The organism is Pseudomonas sp. FP2300, assembly GCF_030687595.1.
GTDB lineage: Bacteria > Pseudomonadota > Gammaproteobacteria > Pseudomonadales > Pseudomonadaceae > Aquipseudomonas > Aquipseudomonas bijieensis.
The window spans coordinates 5,635,277-5,648,866 of the sequence record NZ_CP117440.1 but is presented as its reverse complement, the minus strand read 5'-3'; the positions used below and the strand labels follow the sequence as shown (position 1 = coordinate 5,648,866).

The 13,590-nt window shown below is 58.8% G+C and carries 15 protein-coding genes; 12 read left to right on the top strand and 3 right to left on the bottom strand.

The genetic code is table 11. The features are described from left to right. The first annotated feature begins 15 nt into the window (after positions 1-15). Positions 16-753 (top strand): OmpA family protein, encoded by a 738-nt coding sequence (locus tag PSH86_RS25040; RefSeq protein ID WP_109754827.1) that lies wholly within the window; start codon positions 16-18, stop codon positions 751-753. A 171-nt stretch (positions 754-924) separates the two neighbouring features. On the opposite strand, the gene PSH86_RS25035 is transcribed toward PSH86_RS25040, so the two are convergent. Next, positions 925-1,362: a YhcB family protein gene (locus tag PSH86_RS25035; RefSeq protein ID WP_003205372.1), complete on the bottom strand. Its 438-nt coding sequence runs from the start codon at positions 1,360-1,362 to the stop codon at positions 925-927. A gap of 147 nt (positions 1,363-1,509) precedes the next feature. Here PSH86_RS25035 and PSH86_RS25030 point away from each other — a divergent pair, with 147 nt between their 5' ends. From PSH86_RS25030 to zapE, 3 genes are all read left to right on the top strand, one after another. Beyond that, positions 1,510-2,139 carry an alpha/beta hydrolase gene (locus PSH86_RS25030; RefSeq protein WP_109754826.1) on the top strand — a complete coding sequence of 210 codons (630 nt, stop codon included), beginning with the start codon at positions 1,510-1,512 and terminating at the stop codon, positions 2,137-2,139. A 24-nt stretch (positions 2,140-2,163) separates the two neighbouring features. After that, on the top strand, positions 2,164-3,519 hold the full coding sequence (locus tag PSH86_RS25025; protein WP_116833404.1) for a tryptophan--tRNA ligase: 1,356 nt from the start codon (positions 2,164-2,166) through the stop codon (positions 3,517-3,519). Positions 3,520-3,622: 103 nt separating this feature from the next. Then, entirely contained in the window at positions 3,623-4,717 is a 1,095-nt protein-coding gene (gene zapE / locus PSH86_RS25020; RefSeq protein WP_163856812.1) for a cell division protein ZapE, read from the top strand. A gap of 189 nt (positions 4,718-4,906) precedes the next feature. Here zapE and PSH86_RS25015 read toward each other — a convergent pair whose 3' ends face one another. Beyond that, positions 4,907-5,803 carry a GlxA family transcriptional regulator gene (locus tag PSH86_RS25015; protein WP_178082494.1) on the bottom strand — a complete coding sequence of 299 codons (897 nt, stop codon included), beginning with the start codon at positions 5,801-5,803 and terminating at the stop codon, positions 4,907-4,909. A gap of 245 nt (positions 5,804-6,048) precedes the next feature. On the opposite strand from PSH86_RS25015, the gene PSH86_RS25010 reads away from it, so the two are divergent. Then, positions 6,049-7,185, top strand: a complete 1,137-nt coding sequence (locus PSH86_RS25010; RefSeq protein ID WP_116833403.1) for an acyl-CoA dehydrogenase family protein — start codon at positions 6,049-6,051, stop codon at positions 7,183-7,185. 132 nt (positions 7,186-7,317) lie between these two features. Here the strand turns inward: PSH86_RS25010 and PSH86_RS25005 are convergent, their stop codons facing one another. After that, on the bottom strand, positions 7,318-8,358 hold the full coding sequence (locus PSH86_RS25005; protein WP_116833402.1) for an NADP(H)-dependent aldo-keto reductase: 1,041 nt from the start codon (positions 8,356-8,358) through the stop codon (positions 7,318-7,320). Between the two features lie 245 nt (positions 8,359-8,603). Here PSH86_RS25005 and rplM point away from each other — a divergent pair, with 245 nt between their 5' ends. The 7 genes from rplM to PSH86_RS24970 all read left to right on the top strand — a co-directional run bounded on the left by rplM (position 8,604) and on the right by PSH86_RS24970 (position 13,481). Next, the gene (rplM, locus tag PSH86_RS25000) at positions 8,604-9,032 is read left to right on the top strand and encodes a 50S ribosomal protein L13 (RefSeq protein WP_003205365.1); all 429 of its coding nucleotides are present in this window, start codon (positions 8,604-8,606) and stop codon (positions 9,030-9,032) included. 14 nt (positions 9,033-9,046) lie between these two features. Next, positions 9,047-9,439 (top strand): 30S ribosomal protein S9, encoded by a 393-nt coding sequence (gene rpsI / locus PSH86_RS24995; RefSeq protein ID WP_003228056.1) that lies wholly within the window; start codon positions 9,047-9,049, stop codon positions 9,437-9,439. Between the two features lie 256 nt (positions 9,440-9,695). Further along, positions 9,696-10,289, top strand: coding sequence for a ubiquinol-cytochrome c reductase iron-sulfur subunit (gene petA / locus PSH86_RS24990; RefSeq protein WP_109754820.1), 594 nt, complete (start codon positions 9,696-9,698; stop codon positions 10,287-10,289). Next, positions 10,289-11,500, top strand: a complete 1,212-nt coding sequence (locus PSH86_RS24985) for a cytochrome bc complex cytochrome b subunit (protein WP_003205362.1) — start codon at positions 10,289-10,291, stop codon at positions 11,498-11,500. The genes petA and PSH86_RS24985 overlap by 1 nt, the downstream gene beginning before the upstream one ends. Further along, positions 11,500-12,282, top strand: a complete 783-nt coding sequence (locus PSH86_RS24980; protein ID WP_109754819.1) for a cytochrome c1 — start codon at positions 11,500-11,502, stop codon at positions 12,280-12,282. The genes PSH86_RS24985 and PSH86_RS24980 overlap by 1 nt, the downstream gene beginning before the upstream one ends. A gap of 151 nt (positions 12,283-12,433) precedes the next feature. Then, positions 12,434-13,051, top strand: coding sequence for a glutathione S-transferase N-terminal domain-containing protein (locus PSH86_RS24975; protein WP_003178195.1), 618 nt, complete (start codon positions 12,434-12,436; stop codon positions 13,049-13,051). Positions 13,052-13,067: 16 nt separating this feature from the next. Next, entirely contained in the window at positions 13,068-13,481 is a 414-nt protein-coding gene (locus PSH86_RS24970) for a ClpXP protease specificity-enhancing factor (RefSeq protein WP_058545586.1), read from the top strand. The last annotated feature ends 109 nt before the right edge of the window (positions 13,482-13,590 follow it).

The window sequence follows — 13,590 nt, the reverse complement described above, 5'->3', positions numbered from 1 at the left end:
ACCCAGGAGCATTCCATGTTCACCTCGCGTCGCTTGATCGTTGTCGCTACTGCTGTGGCCCTGTTGTCCGGCTGTGCGTCGCCTAACCCCTATGACAACCAGGGCCAGGCCTCTACCGAATCGTCGGGTATGAGCAAAACCGCCAAGTACGGCGGCCTCGGTGCACTGGCGGGGGCGTTGGCCGGTGCGGCCATCGGTCACGATAACCGCGGCAAAGGGGCGTTGATCGGCGCGGCGGTGGTGGGGGCTTCCGCAGCTGGCTACGGCTACTACGCCGACCAGCAGGAAAAGAAACTGCGTGCGAGCATGGCCAATACCGGCGTTGAAGTGCAGCGCCAGGGTGACCAGATCAAGCTGATCATGCCGGGCAACATCACCTTCGCCACCGACTCGGCGAACATCGCCTCCAGCTTCTACCAGCCACTGAACAACCTGGCCAACTCCCTCAAGGAGTTCAACCAGAACCAGATCGAAATCGTCGGTTATACCGACAGCACCGGCAGCCGCCAGCACAACATGGACCTGTCCCAGCGTCGTGCCCAGAGCGTGGCGACCTACCTGACATCCCAGGGCGTGAGCGGTGCCAACCTCTCGGCCCGTGGCGCCGGCCCGGACAACCCGGTGGCGAGCAATGCCGACGTCAATGGTCGTGCGCAGAACCGTCGTGTCGAGGTGAACCTCAAGGCTATTCCGGGCCAGAATTACCAGCAGGCACCGCAGCAGCAGGGCCAGACTTACCAGCAATATCCGTAATCGCTGGGCGATAAATGAAAGGGGGGGGCCATGGAAACATGGCCCCCCCCCTTTTTGTGGCTGCCATTTACCCTTGCCACAATGGATCAACAGTGAAGTGAGTGGGATTTGAGGCAATAAAAAGCCCGCCCGATCATATGATCGGGCGGGCTTTTGGGTGTCGCTTGGAGATTACTTCTTCAAACCGTAATGCTCATCGAGCATGCCGGGTGAATTGGGGGCCTTGGGGGCGTAGTCCCGCGGCGGTTCCTGGATCCCTTTTGGTGGGGTCAGGCGTTCCCGTGGAGTCTGTGCTGCATCGGCTTGCAGAGCAGCCAGCAGACGTTGGCGAGTCTGCTCGTCCAGGGCCAGGCGATTGGCACCTTCGGACAGATGATCCTGGACGTCCTGGTAGCTCTGGGTGAGTTTTTTCACCAGGGACGCGGTGCTGTTGAAGTGGGTGACCACCTCATTCTGATAACTGTCGAAACGTTCCTGAATGTCGTCCAGCTGACGTTGCGTGCTGTTGGGCACCGCGTTGGGCAGCAATCGGGCAAGCAGGAATCCAATGGCGACACCGGCAACCAGGGCAAGAGTCGGCAACAGCCAAACTAAGAGCGAGTGTTCCACGAGTCCTTCCTCTATAAACGGCTTTGCTTTACGTTAACGGCTCGGACCTGCGCTGTATACCGCGAAGAACATCGCAATCATGCCAGGCACAGACTTTAGCTAGACGAGTCGACCCTATTCGAGGTCACGGAGTTCTTTCCCTTGCTTATGCGCGAAACCCCTGTAGTCATCGATGGCCCGGTGGGCCAACTGGAAGCCTTGTACCTGGACAGCGAGGCGCCCCGTGGCCTGGCGCTGATCTGCCACCCGAACCCGGTGCAGGGTGGGACCATGCTCAATAAAGTGGTCTCGACCCTGCAACGCACTGCCCGCGATGCTGGGCTGGTTACGTTGCGTTTCAATTATCGTGGCGTGGGTGCCAGTGCCGGTACGCATGACATGGGCACTGGTGAAGTCGACGACGCCCAGGCCGCCGCCGATTGGCTGCGGGAAAAATACCCGCAACTGCCGCTCACCCTGTTCGGTTTTTCGTTTGGTGGTTTCGTTGCCGCGAGCCTTGGCGGACGCCTGGAAGCCCAGGGGCAACCGCTCAAACACCTGTTCATGGTGGCCCCGGCGGTGATGCGCCTGAATGAACAGTCGCCCTTGCCGATGAGTGGCGAGTTGACCGTGATCCAACCGGAAACCGACGAAGTGGTCGATCCGCAACTGGTTTACGAATGGTCCGACACGCTCCAACGCCCCCATGAGCTGCTGAAAGTGGCAGAATGCGGACACTTTTTTCATGGCAAGCTGACCGATCTCAAGGATCTGATCCTGCCGCGCCTTTCGAATTGACAGCAGTCTGACAAGCGATAACCCATGACGACGCGTACCCGTATCCTGACCGGCATCACCACCACCGGCACCCCGCACCTGGGCAACTATGCCGGCGCTATCCGTCCGGCGATCCTCGCCAGCCGCGACAGTAACGCCGATTCGTTCTACTTCCTGGCCGACTACCACGCCCTGATCAAATGCGATGACCCGCTGCGTATCCAGCGTTCGCGCCTGGAAATCGCCGCCACTTGGCTGGCCGGCGGCCTGGACGTGGACCGCGTGACCTTTTATCGGCAGTCCGACATTCCCGAGATTCCCGAACTGACCTGGCTGCTGACCTGCGTCGCCGCCAAGGGCCTGCTCAACCGTGCCCATGCCTACAAGGCCTCGGTGGACAAGAACGTCGAGGCCGGCGAAGACCCGGACGCCGGCATCACCATGGGCCTGTACAGCTACCCGGTACTGATGGCCGCCGACATCCTGATGTTCAACGCCCATAAGGTGCCGGTCGGTCGTGACCAGATCCAGCACGTGGAAATGGCCCGCGACATCGGCCAGCGCTTCAATCACCTGTTCGGCCAGGGCAAGGAGTTCTTCACCATGCCCGAGGCGCTGATCGAGGAAAGCGTGGCGACGCTGCCGGGCCTCGATGGCCGCAAGATGTCCAAGAGCTACGACAACACCATCCCGTTGTTCAGCAGCGCCAAGGACATGAAGGACGCGATCTCGCGGATCGTTACCGACTCCCGTGCCCCGGGCGAAGCCAAGGATCCGGACAATTCGCACCTGTTCACCCTGTTCCAGGCTTTTGCCACTGCCGAACAGTCCGCCGGCTTCCGCAGCGAACTGCTGCAAGGCCTGGGTTGGGGCGAAGCCAAGAACCGTCTGTTCCAGTTGCTCGACAGTGAGTTGGGTGAAGCGCGTGAGCGTTATCACCAGTTGATCGAGCGTCCGGCGGACCTGGAAGACATCCTGCAGCACGGCGCGAAAAAAGCCCGGGCCGTGGCGACGCCGTTCCTCAATGAACTGCGCGAGGCCGTTGGCCTGCGGTCGTTTGTCAGCCAGGTCCAAGTGGCCGCCAGCACCAAGAAGAAAGCCACCAAGGCTGCACGCTTCGTGAGCTTTCGCGAAGACGACGGCAGTTTCCGCTTCCGTCTGCTGGCCGCCGACGGCGAGCAACTGTTGTTGTCCCGCCACTTTGCCGATGGCAAGGCTGCTGGCCAGGTCACCAAGCAATTGCAGTCCGGTCAGCCATTGGATGTTCGTAACGACGGACAGAGTTTCAGTGTCTGGCTCGACGGCGAATGCGTGGCGGACAGCCCGGTTTTCGCAGACAGCGCCGCTCGCGATGCAGGCATTGATGCGTTGCGTGTTGCCCTGACACCTGCCCAGGACTGATTCCGGCGCGTAACTCCGACCATCGGCCCGAATACGGGCCGATTGCCATTCCTTTGGGCCATCGCTACAGTGACGGCCCGTTTTTGTTGCCTTGCTAACGAATATGACGCCCCTAGAACGATATCAAGCTGATCTGAAACGCCCGGAGTTTTTCCACGACGCAGCCCAGGAAACGGCGGTGCGGCATTTGCAGCGCCTGTACGATGACTTGGTCGCGGCGTCGAACAACAAGCCGGGCCTGTTGGGCAAACTGTTCGGCAAGAAAGACCAGACACCGGTCAAGGGCCTGTATTTCTGGGGGGGTGTGGGCCGTGGCAAGACCTACCTGGTGGACACCTTCTTCGAAGCGCTGCCGTTCAAGGAAAAGACGCGGACGCACTTCCACCGCTTCATGAAGCGTGTGCACGAAGAAATGAAGACCCTGGGTGGCGAGAAGAACCCGCTGACCATCATCGCCAAGCGTTTCTCCGACGAGACCCGGGTGATCTGCTTCGATGAGTTTTTCGTGTCCGACATCACCGACGCCATGATCCTCGGCACCTTGATGGAAGAGCTGTTCAAGAACGGCGTGACCCTGGTCGCCACCTCGAACATCGTGCCGGACGGCCTGTACAAGGACGGCCTGCAGCGGGCGCGTTTCCTGCCGGCGATCGCGCTGATCAAGGAACACACCGAAATCGTCAACGTCGACAGCGGCGTGGATTATCGCCTGCGTCACCTCGAGCAAGCCGAGCTGTTCCACTTTCCCCTGGATGCCGCCGCCGAAGAAAGCTTGCGCAAGAGCTTCCGTGCCTTGACGCCGGAATGCACCCAGGCGGTGGAAAACGATGTATTGATCATCGAGAACCGTGAGATCCGCGCCATCCGCACCTGTGACGACGTGGCCTGGTTCGACTTCCGCGAACTTTGCGACGGCCCTCGCAGCCAGAACGACTACATCGAGCTGGGCAAGATCTTCCACGCCGTGCTGCTCAGCGGCGTCGAACAAATGAGCGTCACCACCGACGACATCGCCCGCCGCTTCATCAACATGGTCGACGAGTTCTACGACCGTAACGTGAAGCTGATCATTTCGGCTGAAGTCGAACTCAAGGACCTTTACACCGGCGGTCGCCTGACGTTCGAATTCCAGCGGACCTTGAGTCGTTTGCTGGAGATGCAATCCCACGAATTCCTGGCGCGGGCGCATAAGCCGTAGGGGATTCGGAACAAAAAAGGCCTGCGATTGCAGGCCTTTTTTGTGCGCGCGAGATTTAGCAGTTCACTGCATAACCCTGTGGGAGCGGGCTTGCTCGCGAAGGGGGCGGTATGTTCAGCATAGATGCAAGCTGACCCACCGCTTTCGCGAGCAAGCCCGCTCCCACATTGGATTGCATTCAGCTCCGGTTCACGCCGCCTGCTGAAACTGCTGCCGATACTGGTTCGGCGACAGGTCGGTATGTTGCCGGAACAACCGGGCGAAAAAGCTCGCATCGTCGTAGCCGACTTCATAGCTGATGGTCTTGATGCTCTTGCGGCTGCCGGAGAGCAGGCCCTTGGCGGTTTCTATCCGCAGTCGTTGCAGGTAATGCAGTGGTTTGTCACCCGTGGCGGTCTGGAAGCGGCGCATGAAATTGCGAATGCTCATGCCGTGTTCGCGGGCGACGTCCTCGAAGCGGAATTTGTCGGCGAAGTGCTCCTCAAGCCAGTGCTGGATCTGCAGGATGATCACATCCTGGTGCAGTTTCTGCCCGCCGAAGCCGATCCGTCCCGGCGAATAGCTGCGTTGCACTTCATACAGGATGTCCCGCGCCACGGCCTGGGCCACATTGGCGCCACAGAAGCGTTCAATGAGGTAAATGTAGAGGTCGCAGGCTGAGGTCGCACCGCCAGCGCAGAACAGGTTGTCGGCGTCGGTCAGGTGCTTGTCCTGGTTCAAGTGCACTTGGGGGAAGCGCTCCTTGAAGGCATTGAAGAAGCGCCAGTAGGTGGTCGCCTCCTTGCCGTCGAGCAGCCCGGACTCGGCCAGCCAGAACACCCCGGTGGCTTCGCCGCAGAGCACCGCACCGCGGGCATGTTGTTCCCGCAGCCAGGGCAGGACCTGAGGATAACGTTGGCAGAGGCTGGCGAAATCATCCCAGAAGGCTGGCAGGATGATGACGTCGGTATTTTCCAGGCCACCGTCCACCGGCATGATCACATCGCTGAAGCTGTTCACCGGTTTGCCATCGGGGCTGACCAGGCGGATTTCAAACGCCGGCGTCAGGCCTAGGCCCAGTTGCTTGCCATAGCGCAGGCTGGCCAGGTGGAAAAAATCCTTGGCTTGCATGAGGGTGAAGGCGAAGACCCGGTCGATTGCCAGGATGCTGACGCGCCGCAAGGGCGTGGAGACGTGCATAGACATAATTCATCTTTATTTTTATAGGGGAAAGTGGTCACCAGACGGCTGGATCGTCTTATTTTTTGTCGGATGTGTCCAGTGTCCTGTCGTACACCGCAGGCTTTAGGCTCTATCGGATAACCACGTCCAACAATAATCAAAGGTGCCTCATGATCCCAAGAACACTGTTCAGTCCCGAGCACGAATTGTTTCGCGACAGCGTACGAACCTTCCTCGAAAAAGAAGCCGTGCCGTACCACAGCCAGTGGGAAAAACAGGGGCATGTCGACCGCCAGCTCTGGAACAAAGCGGGGGAGGCGGGCATGTTGTGCTCGCACCTTCCAGAAGCCTACGGCGGGCTGGACGCGGACTTCCTCTACAGCACGGTGGTGATCGAGGAGATCGGCCGCCTGGGGCTGACGGGGATCGGTTTCTCGCTGCATTCCGACATCGTCGCGCCGTACATCCTGCATTACGGCAGTGAAGCGCTGAAACACAAATACCTGCCGAAACTGGTGTCTGGTGAGATGGTCACGGCCATCGCCATGACCGAGCCGGGCGCCGGTTCCGACCTGCAAGGCGTGAAGACCTCGGCGGTGCTGGACGGCGATGAGTACGTCATCAACGGCTCGAAGACTTTCATTACCAATGGTTTCCTGGCTGACCTGGTGATCGTGGTCGCCAAGACCGATCCGAAGGCTGGGTCCAAGGGCACCAGCCTGTTCCTGGTGGAGGCGGGTACGCCGGGTTTCGAAAAGGGCAAGCGCCTGGAAAAAGTTGGAATGAAGGCCCAGGACACCTCGGAATTGTTCTTCCAGGATGTCCGCGTGCCGAAGGAAAACCTGCTTGGCCAGGCCGGAATGGGCTTCGCCTACTTGATGCAGGAGCTACCTCAGGAGCGCCTGACCGTCGCCATTGGCGGCCTGGCCTCGGCCGAAGCGGCGCTGCAATGGACCCTGGACTACACCCGCGACCGCAAGGCGTTCGGCAAATCCATCGCGGACTTCCAGAACACCCGTTTCAAGCTCGCGGAAATGGCCACCGAAATCCAGATTGGCCGGGTCTTCGTCGACCGCTGCCTGGAACTGCACCTGCAAGGCAAGCTCGATGTACCGACGGCGGCGATGGCCAAGTACTGGGGCACCGACCTGCAATGCAAGGTGCTCGACGAATGCGTGCAGCTACACGGCGGCTACGGCTTCATGTGGGAATACCCGGTTGCCCGGGCGTGGGCGGATGCGCGGGTGCAGCGGATCTATGCCGGGACCAATGAAATCATGAAGGAGATTATTGCGCGGTCGCTTTGATGACGTAGTGACTGTTAGACCGCTATCGCGAGCAGGCTCGCTCCCATAAGGGTGTCTGTCGAATCACAAATTGTGGTCAGACATAAATCCAATGTGGGAGTGAGCCTGCTCGCGATGAGGGCTATGAATCAATCAAGGCGCCGGATTCGGCTGGTCCTTGTGAATCGCCTCGATCCCCGCCAGGACTTCATCCGACAGCTTCAGGTCGAAGCTGGCGATGTTGCTGTCCAGTTGCTCCAGCGTGGTGGCGCCGATGATGTTGCTGGTCACGAACGGCTGCTGGGTGACGAACGCCAGGGCCATCTGTGCGGGGTCCAGGCCATGTTCGCGGGCCAACGCCACATAGCGGCTGCATGCTGCTTCCGACTGCGGATTGAAATAGCGCATGAAGCGGCTATAGAGGGTCAGGCGACCCTTGGCTGGCCGTGCGCCGTTTTCGTATTTGCCCGACAGGAAACCGAACGCCAGGGGCGAGTAGGCCAGCAGGCCGCACTGTTCGCGGATGGCGATTTCCGCGAGGCCGACCTCGAAGCTGCGATTGAGCAGATTGTAAGGGTTCTGGATCGACACCGCCCGCGGCCAGCCACGGGCTTCGGCCAGGGCGAGGAATTTCATGGTGCCCCAAGGCGTTTCGTTGGACAGGCCGATGTGGCGGATCTTGCCGGCGCGGACCTGTTCGTCCAGGGCTTCGAGGGTTTCCTCCAGCGGGGTGAACGTTTCGTCGGCCTTGTGCTGGTAGCCCAGTTGGCCAAAGAAATTGGTGCTGCGCTCCGGCCAGTGCAATTGGTAAAGATCGATCCAGTCGGTCTGCAAGCGCTTGAGGCTGGCATCCACCGCTTCGACGATGTGGCGGCGGTTGTGCTTGAGGTTCTGGTCGCGGATGTAGTCGATGGTGTTGCCGGGACCGGCGATCTTGCTTGCCAGGATCCAGTCGGCACGGTCGCCGCGGCTCTTGAAGTAATTGCCGATGTAGCGCTCGGTGGTGGCGTAGGTCTCGGCCTTCGGTGGCACCGGGTACATCTCGGCGGTGTCCATGAAATTGATGCCGGCACCCTTGGCGCGTTCGATCTGGGCGAAGGCTTCGGCCTCGCTGTTCTGCTCACCCCAGGTCATGGTTCCGAGGCACAGGGCACTCACGTTCAGATCGGTACGGCCTAGCTGGCGATAGTCCATCGGGACCTCCTTGGGCAAAACAATCATAAAAGCAGGTTGAAATATTTTTCGCAATCTGCATAATTGCGCACCTCTTTCTGCAGTGGAAGTGATGCGCCGCCGCCGAAGAATCTTGCCGTTGAACGGACGCGCCGACCCGAGCCCCCGAAAGCGTCTGTATCCGGCTGCCTTTGACTTGTCAAAGTACGCACTATTCAGTAAGATCCGCCGTCTAATTTACAGGGCGGCCCCTGAGGCTATAAAGAATGAAAACTTTTACTGCTAAACCGGAAACAGTAAAGCGCGACTGGTTTGTCGTCGACGCTGCTGGTCAGACCCTGGGTCGTCTGGCCACCGAAATCGCGAGCCGTCTGCGTGGCAAGCACAAGCCTGAGTACACCCCTCACGTTGACACCGGTGACTACATCGTCGTGATCAACGCTGAGCAAGTACGTGTTACTGGCGCTAAAACCACTGACAAAATGTACTACTCCCACTCCGGTTTTCCTGGCGGCATCAAGTCGATCAACTTCGAAAAGCTGATCGCCAAAGCCCCTGAGCGCGTGATCGAGACCGCGGTTAAAGGCATGCTGCCTAAAAACCCACTGGGTCGCGACATGTATCGTAAGCTGAAGGTTTATGCGGGCGCTGCTCACCCTCATACTGCTCAGCAGCCCCAAGAACTGAAGTTTTAACGGAATAGTTCATTATGTCGGCGACTCAAAATTACGGCACTGGCCGTCGCAAGACTGCAACCGCACGCGTTTTCCTGCGTCCGGGCACTGGTAACATCTCCATCAACAACCGCTCCCTGGATAACTTCTTCGGCCGCGAAACTGCCCGCATGGTAGTTCGTCAGCCGCTGGAACTGACCGAGACCGTCGAAAAATTCGACATCTACGTCACCGTTATCGGTGGTGGTGTAAGTGGTCAAGCTGGCGCAATCCGCCACGGCATCACTCGCGCCCTGATGGACTACGACGAGACTCTGCGTAGTGCTCTGCGCAAAGCCGGCTTCGTAACTCGCGATGCTCGCGAAGTTGAACGTAAGAAAGTCGGTCTGCGTAAAGCGCGTAAGCGTCCGCAGTACTCGAAGCGTTAATTCCGCTTCCGCTTTCAAAAGGCGCCCAGTTCCTCACGGAGCTGGGCGTTTTTTTATGGGCAAAAGAATTGCTCTGTGACAACTTGCCACATTCGTAGAGCCCCTATACTACAAGGCTTGGCGGTTTGGCCGCTTGGTAATTACCTTGTCAGAATTGGGGCTTTTCATTACCATTCGGCAAAATTTTTATAAGTTCAGATTTTTACTTAGTAGACGCCTGATCTAACAGGCCACAAAGCTGATGGGAGAGGACTGAATGAGCAATGACGGCGTGAATGCAGGCCGGCGTCGCTTCCTGGTAGCAGCCACATCCGTGGTGGGTGCTGCAGGAGCGGTGGGGGCTGCGGTCCCGTTCGTGGGGTCATGGTTTCCCAGTGCCAAGGCGAAAGCTGCAGGTGCACCGGTGAAAGTGAATGTCAGCAAGATCGAGCCAGGCCAGCAGATGATTGCTGAGTGGCGCGGCCAGCCGGTGTTCATCGTCCGCCGTACAGAGGAAATCCTGGGGAATCTGAAAAAGATCGAGGGGCAGTTGTCCGACCCCACCTCCAAGAACTCGACGCAACCGACCTATGTCGATCCGGAGACACGTTCGATCAAGCCAGAAGTCCTGCTTCTGATCGGGATCTGCACGCACCTGGGTTGCTCGCCAACGTTCCGTCCTGAAGTGGCGCCTGCCGACTTGGGCAAGGACTGGGTTGGTGGTTATTTCTGCCCTTGCCACGGCTCCCACTACGACCTGGCCGGTCGCGTCTACAAGTCGCAGCCTGCACCTCTGAACCTGCCAGTTCCCCCGCATTCCTATGAGTCGGATGACATCATTGTCATCGGCGTCGACACGGAGAAAGCGTGATGAGCAAATTCATGGATTGGGTTGATGCGCGCTTTCCCGCGACCAAAATGTGGGAAGACCATCTCAGCAAATATTACGCTCCAAAAAACTTCAACTTCTTCTACTTCTTTGGCTCTCTGGCATTGCTCGTTCTGGTCAACCAGATCGTTACCGGTGTCTGGCTGACCATGAGCTACACCCCGTCGGCGGAAGAAGCGTTTGCCTCCGTCGAATACATCATGCGCGATGTCGAGTACGGCTCGATCCTGCGTCTGCTGCACTCCACTGGCGCTTCGGCGTTCTTCATCGTGGTCTACCTGCACATGTTCCGTGGTCTGCTCTACGGTTCGTACCAGAAGCCTCGTGAGCTGGTGTGGGTTTTCGGCATGCTGATCTACCTGGCGCTGATGGCCGAAGCCTTCATGGGCTACCTGCTGCCATGGGGCCAGATGTCCTACTGGGGTGCCCAGGTGATCATCTCGTTGTTCGGTGCGATTCCGGTCATCGGCGACGACCTGACCCAGTGGATCCGCGGTGACTACCTGATCTCCGGCATCACCCTGAACCGCTTCTTCGCCCTGCACGTCGTGGCCTTGCCGATCGTGATCCTCGGTCTGGTGGTACTGCACATCCTGGCGCTGCACGAAGTCGGCTCGAACAACCCCGATGGTGTGGACATCAAGAAGCACAAGGACGAGAACGGCGTACCGCTGGATGGCATCGCCTTCCACCCGTACTACACCGTGAAAGATATCGTCGGTGTGGTGGTCTTCCTGTTCATCTTCTGCTCCATCGTGTTCTTCTTCCCGGAAATGGGTGGTTATTTCCTCGAGAAGCCGAACTTCGAGCAAGCGAACGCCTTCAAGACCCCTGAACACATTGCCCCGGTCTGGTACTTCACGCCGTTCTACGCGATCCTGCGGGCGATTCCGGACAAGCTGATGGGCGTTATCGCCATGGGCGCGGCCATCGCCGTGCTGTTCGTCCTGCCGTGGCTGGACCGCAGTCCGGTCAAGTCGATGCGCTACAAAGGCTGGCTGAGCAAGATCTGGCTCGTGGTGTTCTGCATCTCGTTCGTGATCCTGGGCGTGCTGGGTGTACTGGCACCGACACCGGAGCGTACGTTGCTGTCGCAGGTTTGCACCTTCCTGTACTTCGCCTACTTCATTCTGATGCCGTTCTATACCAGGCTCGAGAAGACCAAACCGGTTCCGGAAAGGGTGACTGGCTGATGAAAAAGCTATTTGCTGTACTGATTCTTGCTGCTATGCCTGTATTGTCCTTCGCGGCCGAACACGGTGGTCCAGAGCTGGAAAAAGTCGACATCGACGTTTCCGACAAGGCTGCCATGCAGGACGGCGCACGGACGTTCGCCAACTACTGCATGGGCTGCCACAGTGCCAAGTTCCAGCGCTACGAGCGTGTAGCCGATGACCTGGGCATTCCCCATGAAATGATGCTCGAGAAACTGGTGTTCACCGGTGCCAAGCTGGGCGATCACATGACCATCGGCATGCAGCCTGCGGATGCCAAGACCTGGTTCGGCGCCGCGCCGCCGGATTTGACCCTGGTCGCCCGCGTACGTGGAACTGACTGGCTTTATGGTTACCTGCGTTCGTTCTACGAAGACCCTGCGCGTCCATGGGGCGTGAACAACAAGGTCTTCCCGAACGTCGGCATGCCTAACGTTCTGGTCGGCCTCCAGGGGCGCCAGGTGGTAGGCTGCAAACAGGTTCAGATCGTCGAGGGTGGTAAAAAGCAATTCGATCCGCTGACTGGCACCGCTTTGACGCATGAAGCCTGCGACCAACTGACCGTATTGCCGAACACCGGTAGCCTGACCCCGGAGCAGTTTGACGAGAAGGTCAAGAACCTGGTGACCTTCCTGGCCTACTCGGCCAACCCGGTGAAGCTGGAGCATCAGCGCATCGGTACCTATGTATTGCTGTACCTGGCGTTCTTCTTCGTATTCGCTTACCTGCTCAAGCGTGAATACTGGAAAGACGTGCATTGATAAAGCTGTAAGCCGTTGCTGTTAATCGTGCGCGCCCAAGGGCGTCTCTAGAAATGTAACGAGCCTGGTCAGCCAGGTGTTACGGGAGACGCTCTCTGGGCGCGCTCGTTTTTCCGTTTTTCGATAATTTCAACAAGCGAGGAGGATCGCCATGGGCGTGACCAATCGGTTGGCCTGTTACTCCGACCCCGCCGACCACTATTCCCACCGGGTACGCATCGTACTGGCAGAGAAGGGTGTCAGCGCCGAGATCATTTACGTCGAAGCGGGCCGTCAGCCGCCGAAGCTGATCGAAGTGAACCCTTACGGCAGTCTGCCCACACTGGTCGATCGTGACCTGGCATTGTGGGAGTCGACCGTGGTGATGGAATACTTGGATGAGCGTTATCCGCATCCGCCTTTGCTGCCGGTGTACCCTGTCGCACGCGCCAACAGTCGTTTGCTGATCCATCGCATCCAGCGTGACTGGTGCGGGTTGGTGGATCTGATCCTGGATTCCCGGACCAAGGAACCCGCGCGGGTCGTGGCACGTAAGGAACTGCGTGAAAGCCTGACTGGCGTATCGCCGTTGTTCGTCGACAAGCCGTTTTTCCTCAGTGAGGAACAAAGTCTGGTGGATTGCTGCCTATTGCCCATACTCTGGCGTTTGCCGATTCTGGGTATCGAACTGCCGCGGCCTGCCAAGCCGCTGCTTGATTATATGGAGCGCCAATTCGCGCGTGAGGCTTTCCAGGCGAGTCTGTCTGGTGTCGAACGCGACATGCGCTAAGGCTTAGGGAGCCGCTATGAACTCCAGTCGACCTTATCTGGTCCGCGCGCTCTACGAGTGGATTGTGGACAACGATTGCACCCCGCACATGCTGGTCAACGCCGAGTATCCATCGGTGCAGGTGCCGCAGGGTTTTGCCAACGATGGGCAGATTGTCCTGAACGTATCGCCAGCCGCTGTGCGTCACCTGCACATGGATAATGACGCCGTCAGCTTCGAAGGGCGCTTCGGTGGTGTGCCGCACACGCTGTACGTGCCTATTGCTGCGATCCTGGGAATTTATGCTCGGGAGAATGGCCAGGGCATGGTGTTTGAGCTGGAAGCGCCGCTGGACGGTGAAGAAGAGTTCGAGCCGGATGATGACCTGCCGCCACCGGATGACGAGCCGCCGCGTCCTAGCGGGCGGCCTAGTCTGAAAGTGGTGAAATAGATCTGCTGGCTGGTTTGAAGAAAATGCCTGTGTCGTGAGATGCGGGCATTTTTTTTGTGGTTCCGTGGTTGGTGTGTATATCACGCCAGTCAGCCCTGAAATCGAACCC

Bases quoted from the DNA above. Each gene is read 5' to 3' on its own strand.
- PSH86_RS24970 (WP_058545586.1), top strand. From the start codon at position 13,068: ATGAACTCCAGTCGACCTTATCTGGTCCGCGCGCTCTACGAGTGGATT.
- PSH86_RS25005 (WP_116833402.1), bottom strand. From the start codon at position 8,358: ATGGACTATCGCCAGCTAGGCCGTACCGATCTGAACGTGAGTGCCCTG.
- petA (WP_109754820.1), top strand. From the start codon at position 9,696: ATGAGCAATGACGGCGTGAATGCAGGCCGGCGTCGCTTCCTGGTAGCA.
- zapE (WP_163856812.1), top strand. From the start codon at position 3,623: ATGACGCCCCTAGAACGATATCAAGCTGATCTGAAACGCCCGGAGTTT.
- rpsI (WP_003228056.1), top strand. From the start codon at position 9,047: ATGTCGGCGACTCAAAATTACGGCACTGGCCGTCGCAAGACTGCAACC.
- rplM (WP_003205365.1), top strand. From the start codon at position 8,604: ATGAAAACTTTTACTGCTAAACCGGAAACAGTAAAGCGCGACTGGTTT.
- PSH86_RS25030 (WP_109754826.1), top strand. From the start codon at position 1,510: ATGCGCGAAACCCCTGTAGTCATCGATGGCCCGGTGGGCCAACTGGAA.
- PSH86_RS24985 (WP_003205362.1), top strand. From the start codon at position 10,289: ATGAGCAAATTCATGGATTGGGTTGATGCGCGCTTTCCCGCGACCAAA.
- PSH86_RS25040 (WP_109754827.1), top strand. From the start codon at position 16: ATGTTCACCTCGCGTCGCTTGATCGTTGTCGCTACTGCTGTGGCCCTG.
- PSH86_RS24980 (WP_109754819.1), top strand. From the start codon at position 11,500: ATGAAAAAGCTATTTGCTGTACTGATTCTTGCTGCTATGCCTGTATTG.
- PSH86_RS25025 (WP_116833404.1), top strand. From the start codon at position 2,164: ATGACGACGCGTACCCGTATCCTGACCGGCATCACCACCACCGGCACC.
- PSH86_RS25010 (WP_116833403.1), top strand. From the start codon at position 6,049: ATGATCCCAAGAACACTGTTCAGTCCCGAGCACGAATTGTTTCGCGAC.
- PSH86_RS24975 (WP_003178195.1), top strand. From the start codon at position 12,434: ATGGGCGTGACCAATCGGTTGGCCTGTTACTCCGACCCCGCCGACCAC.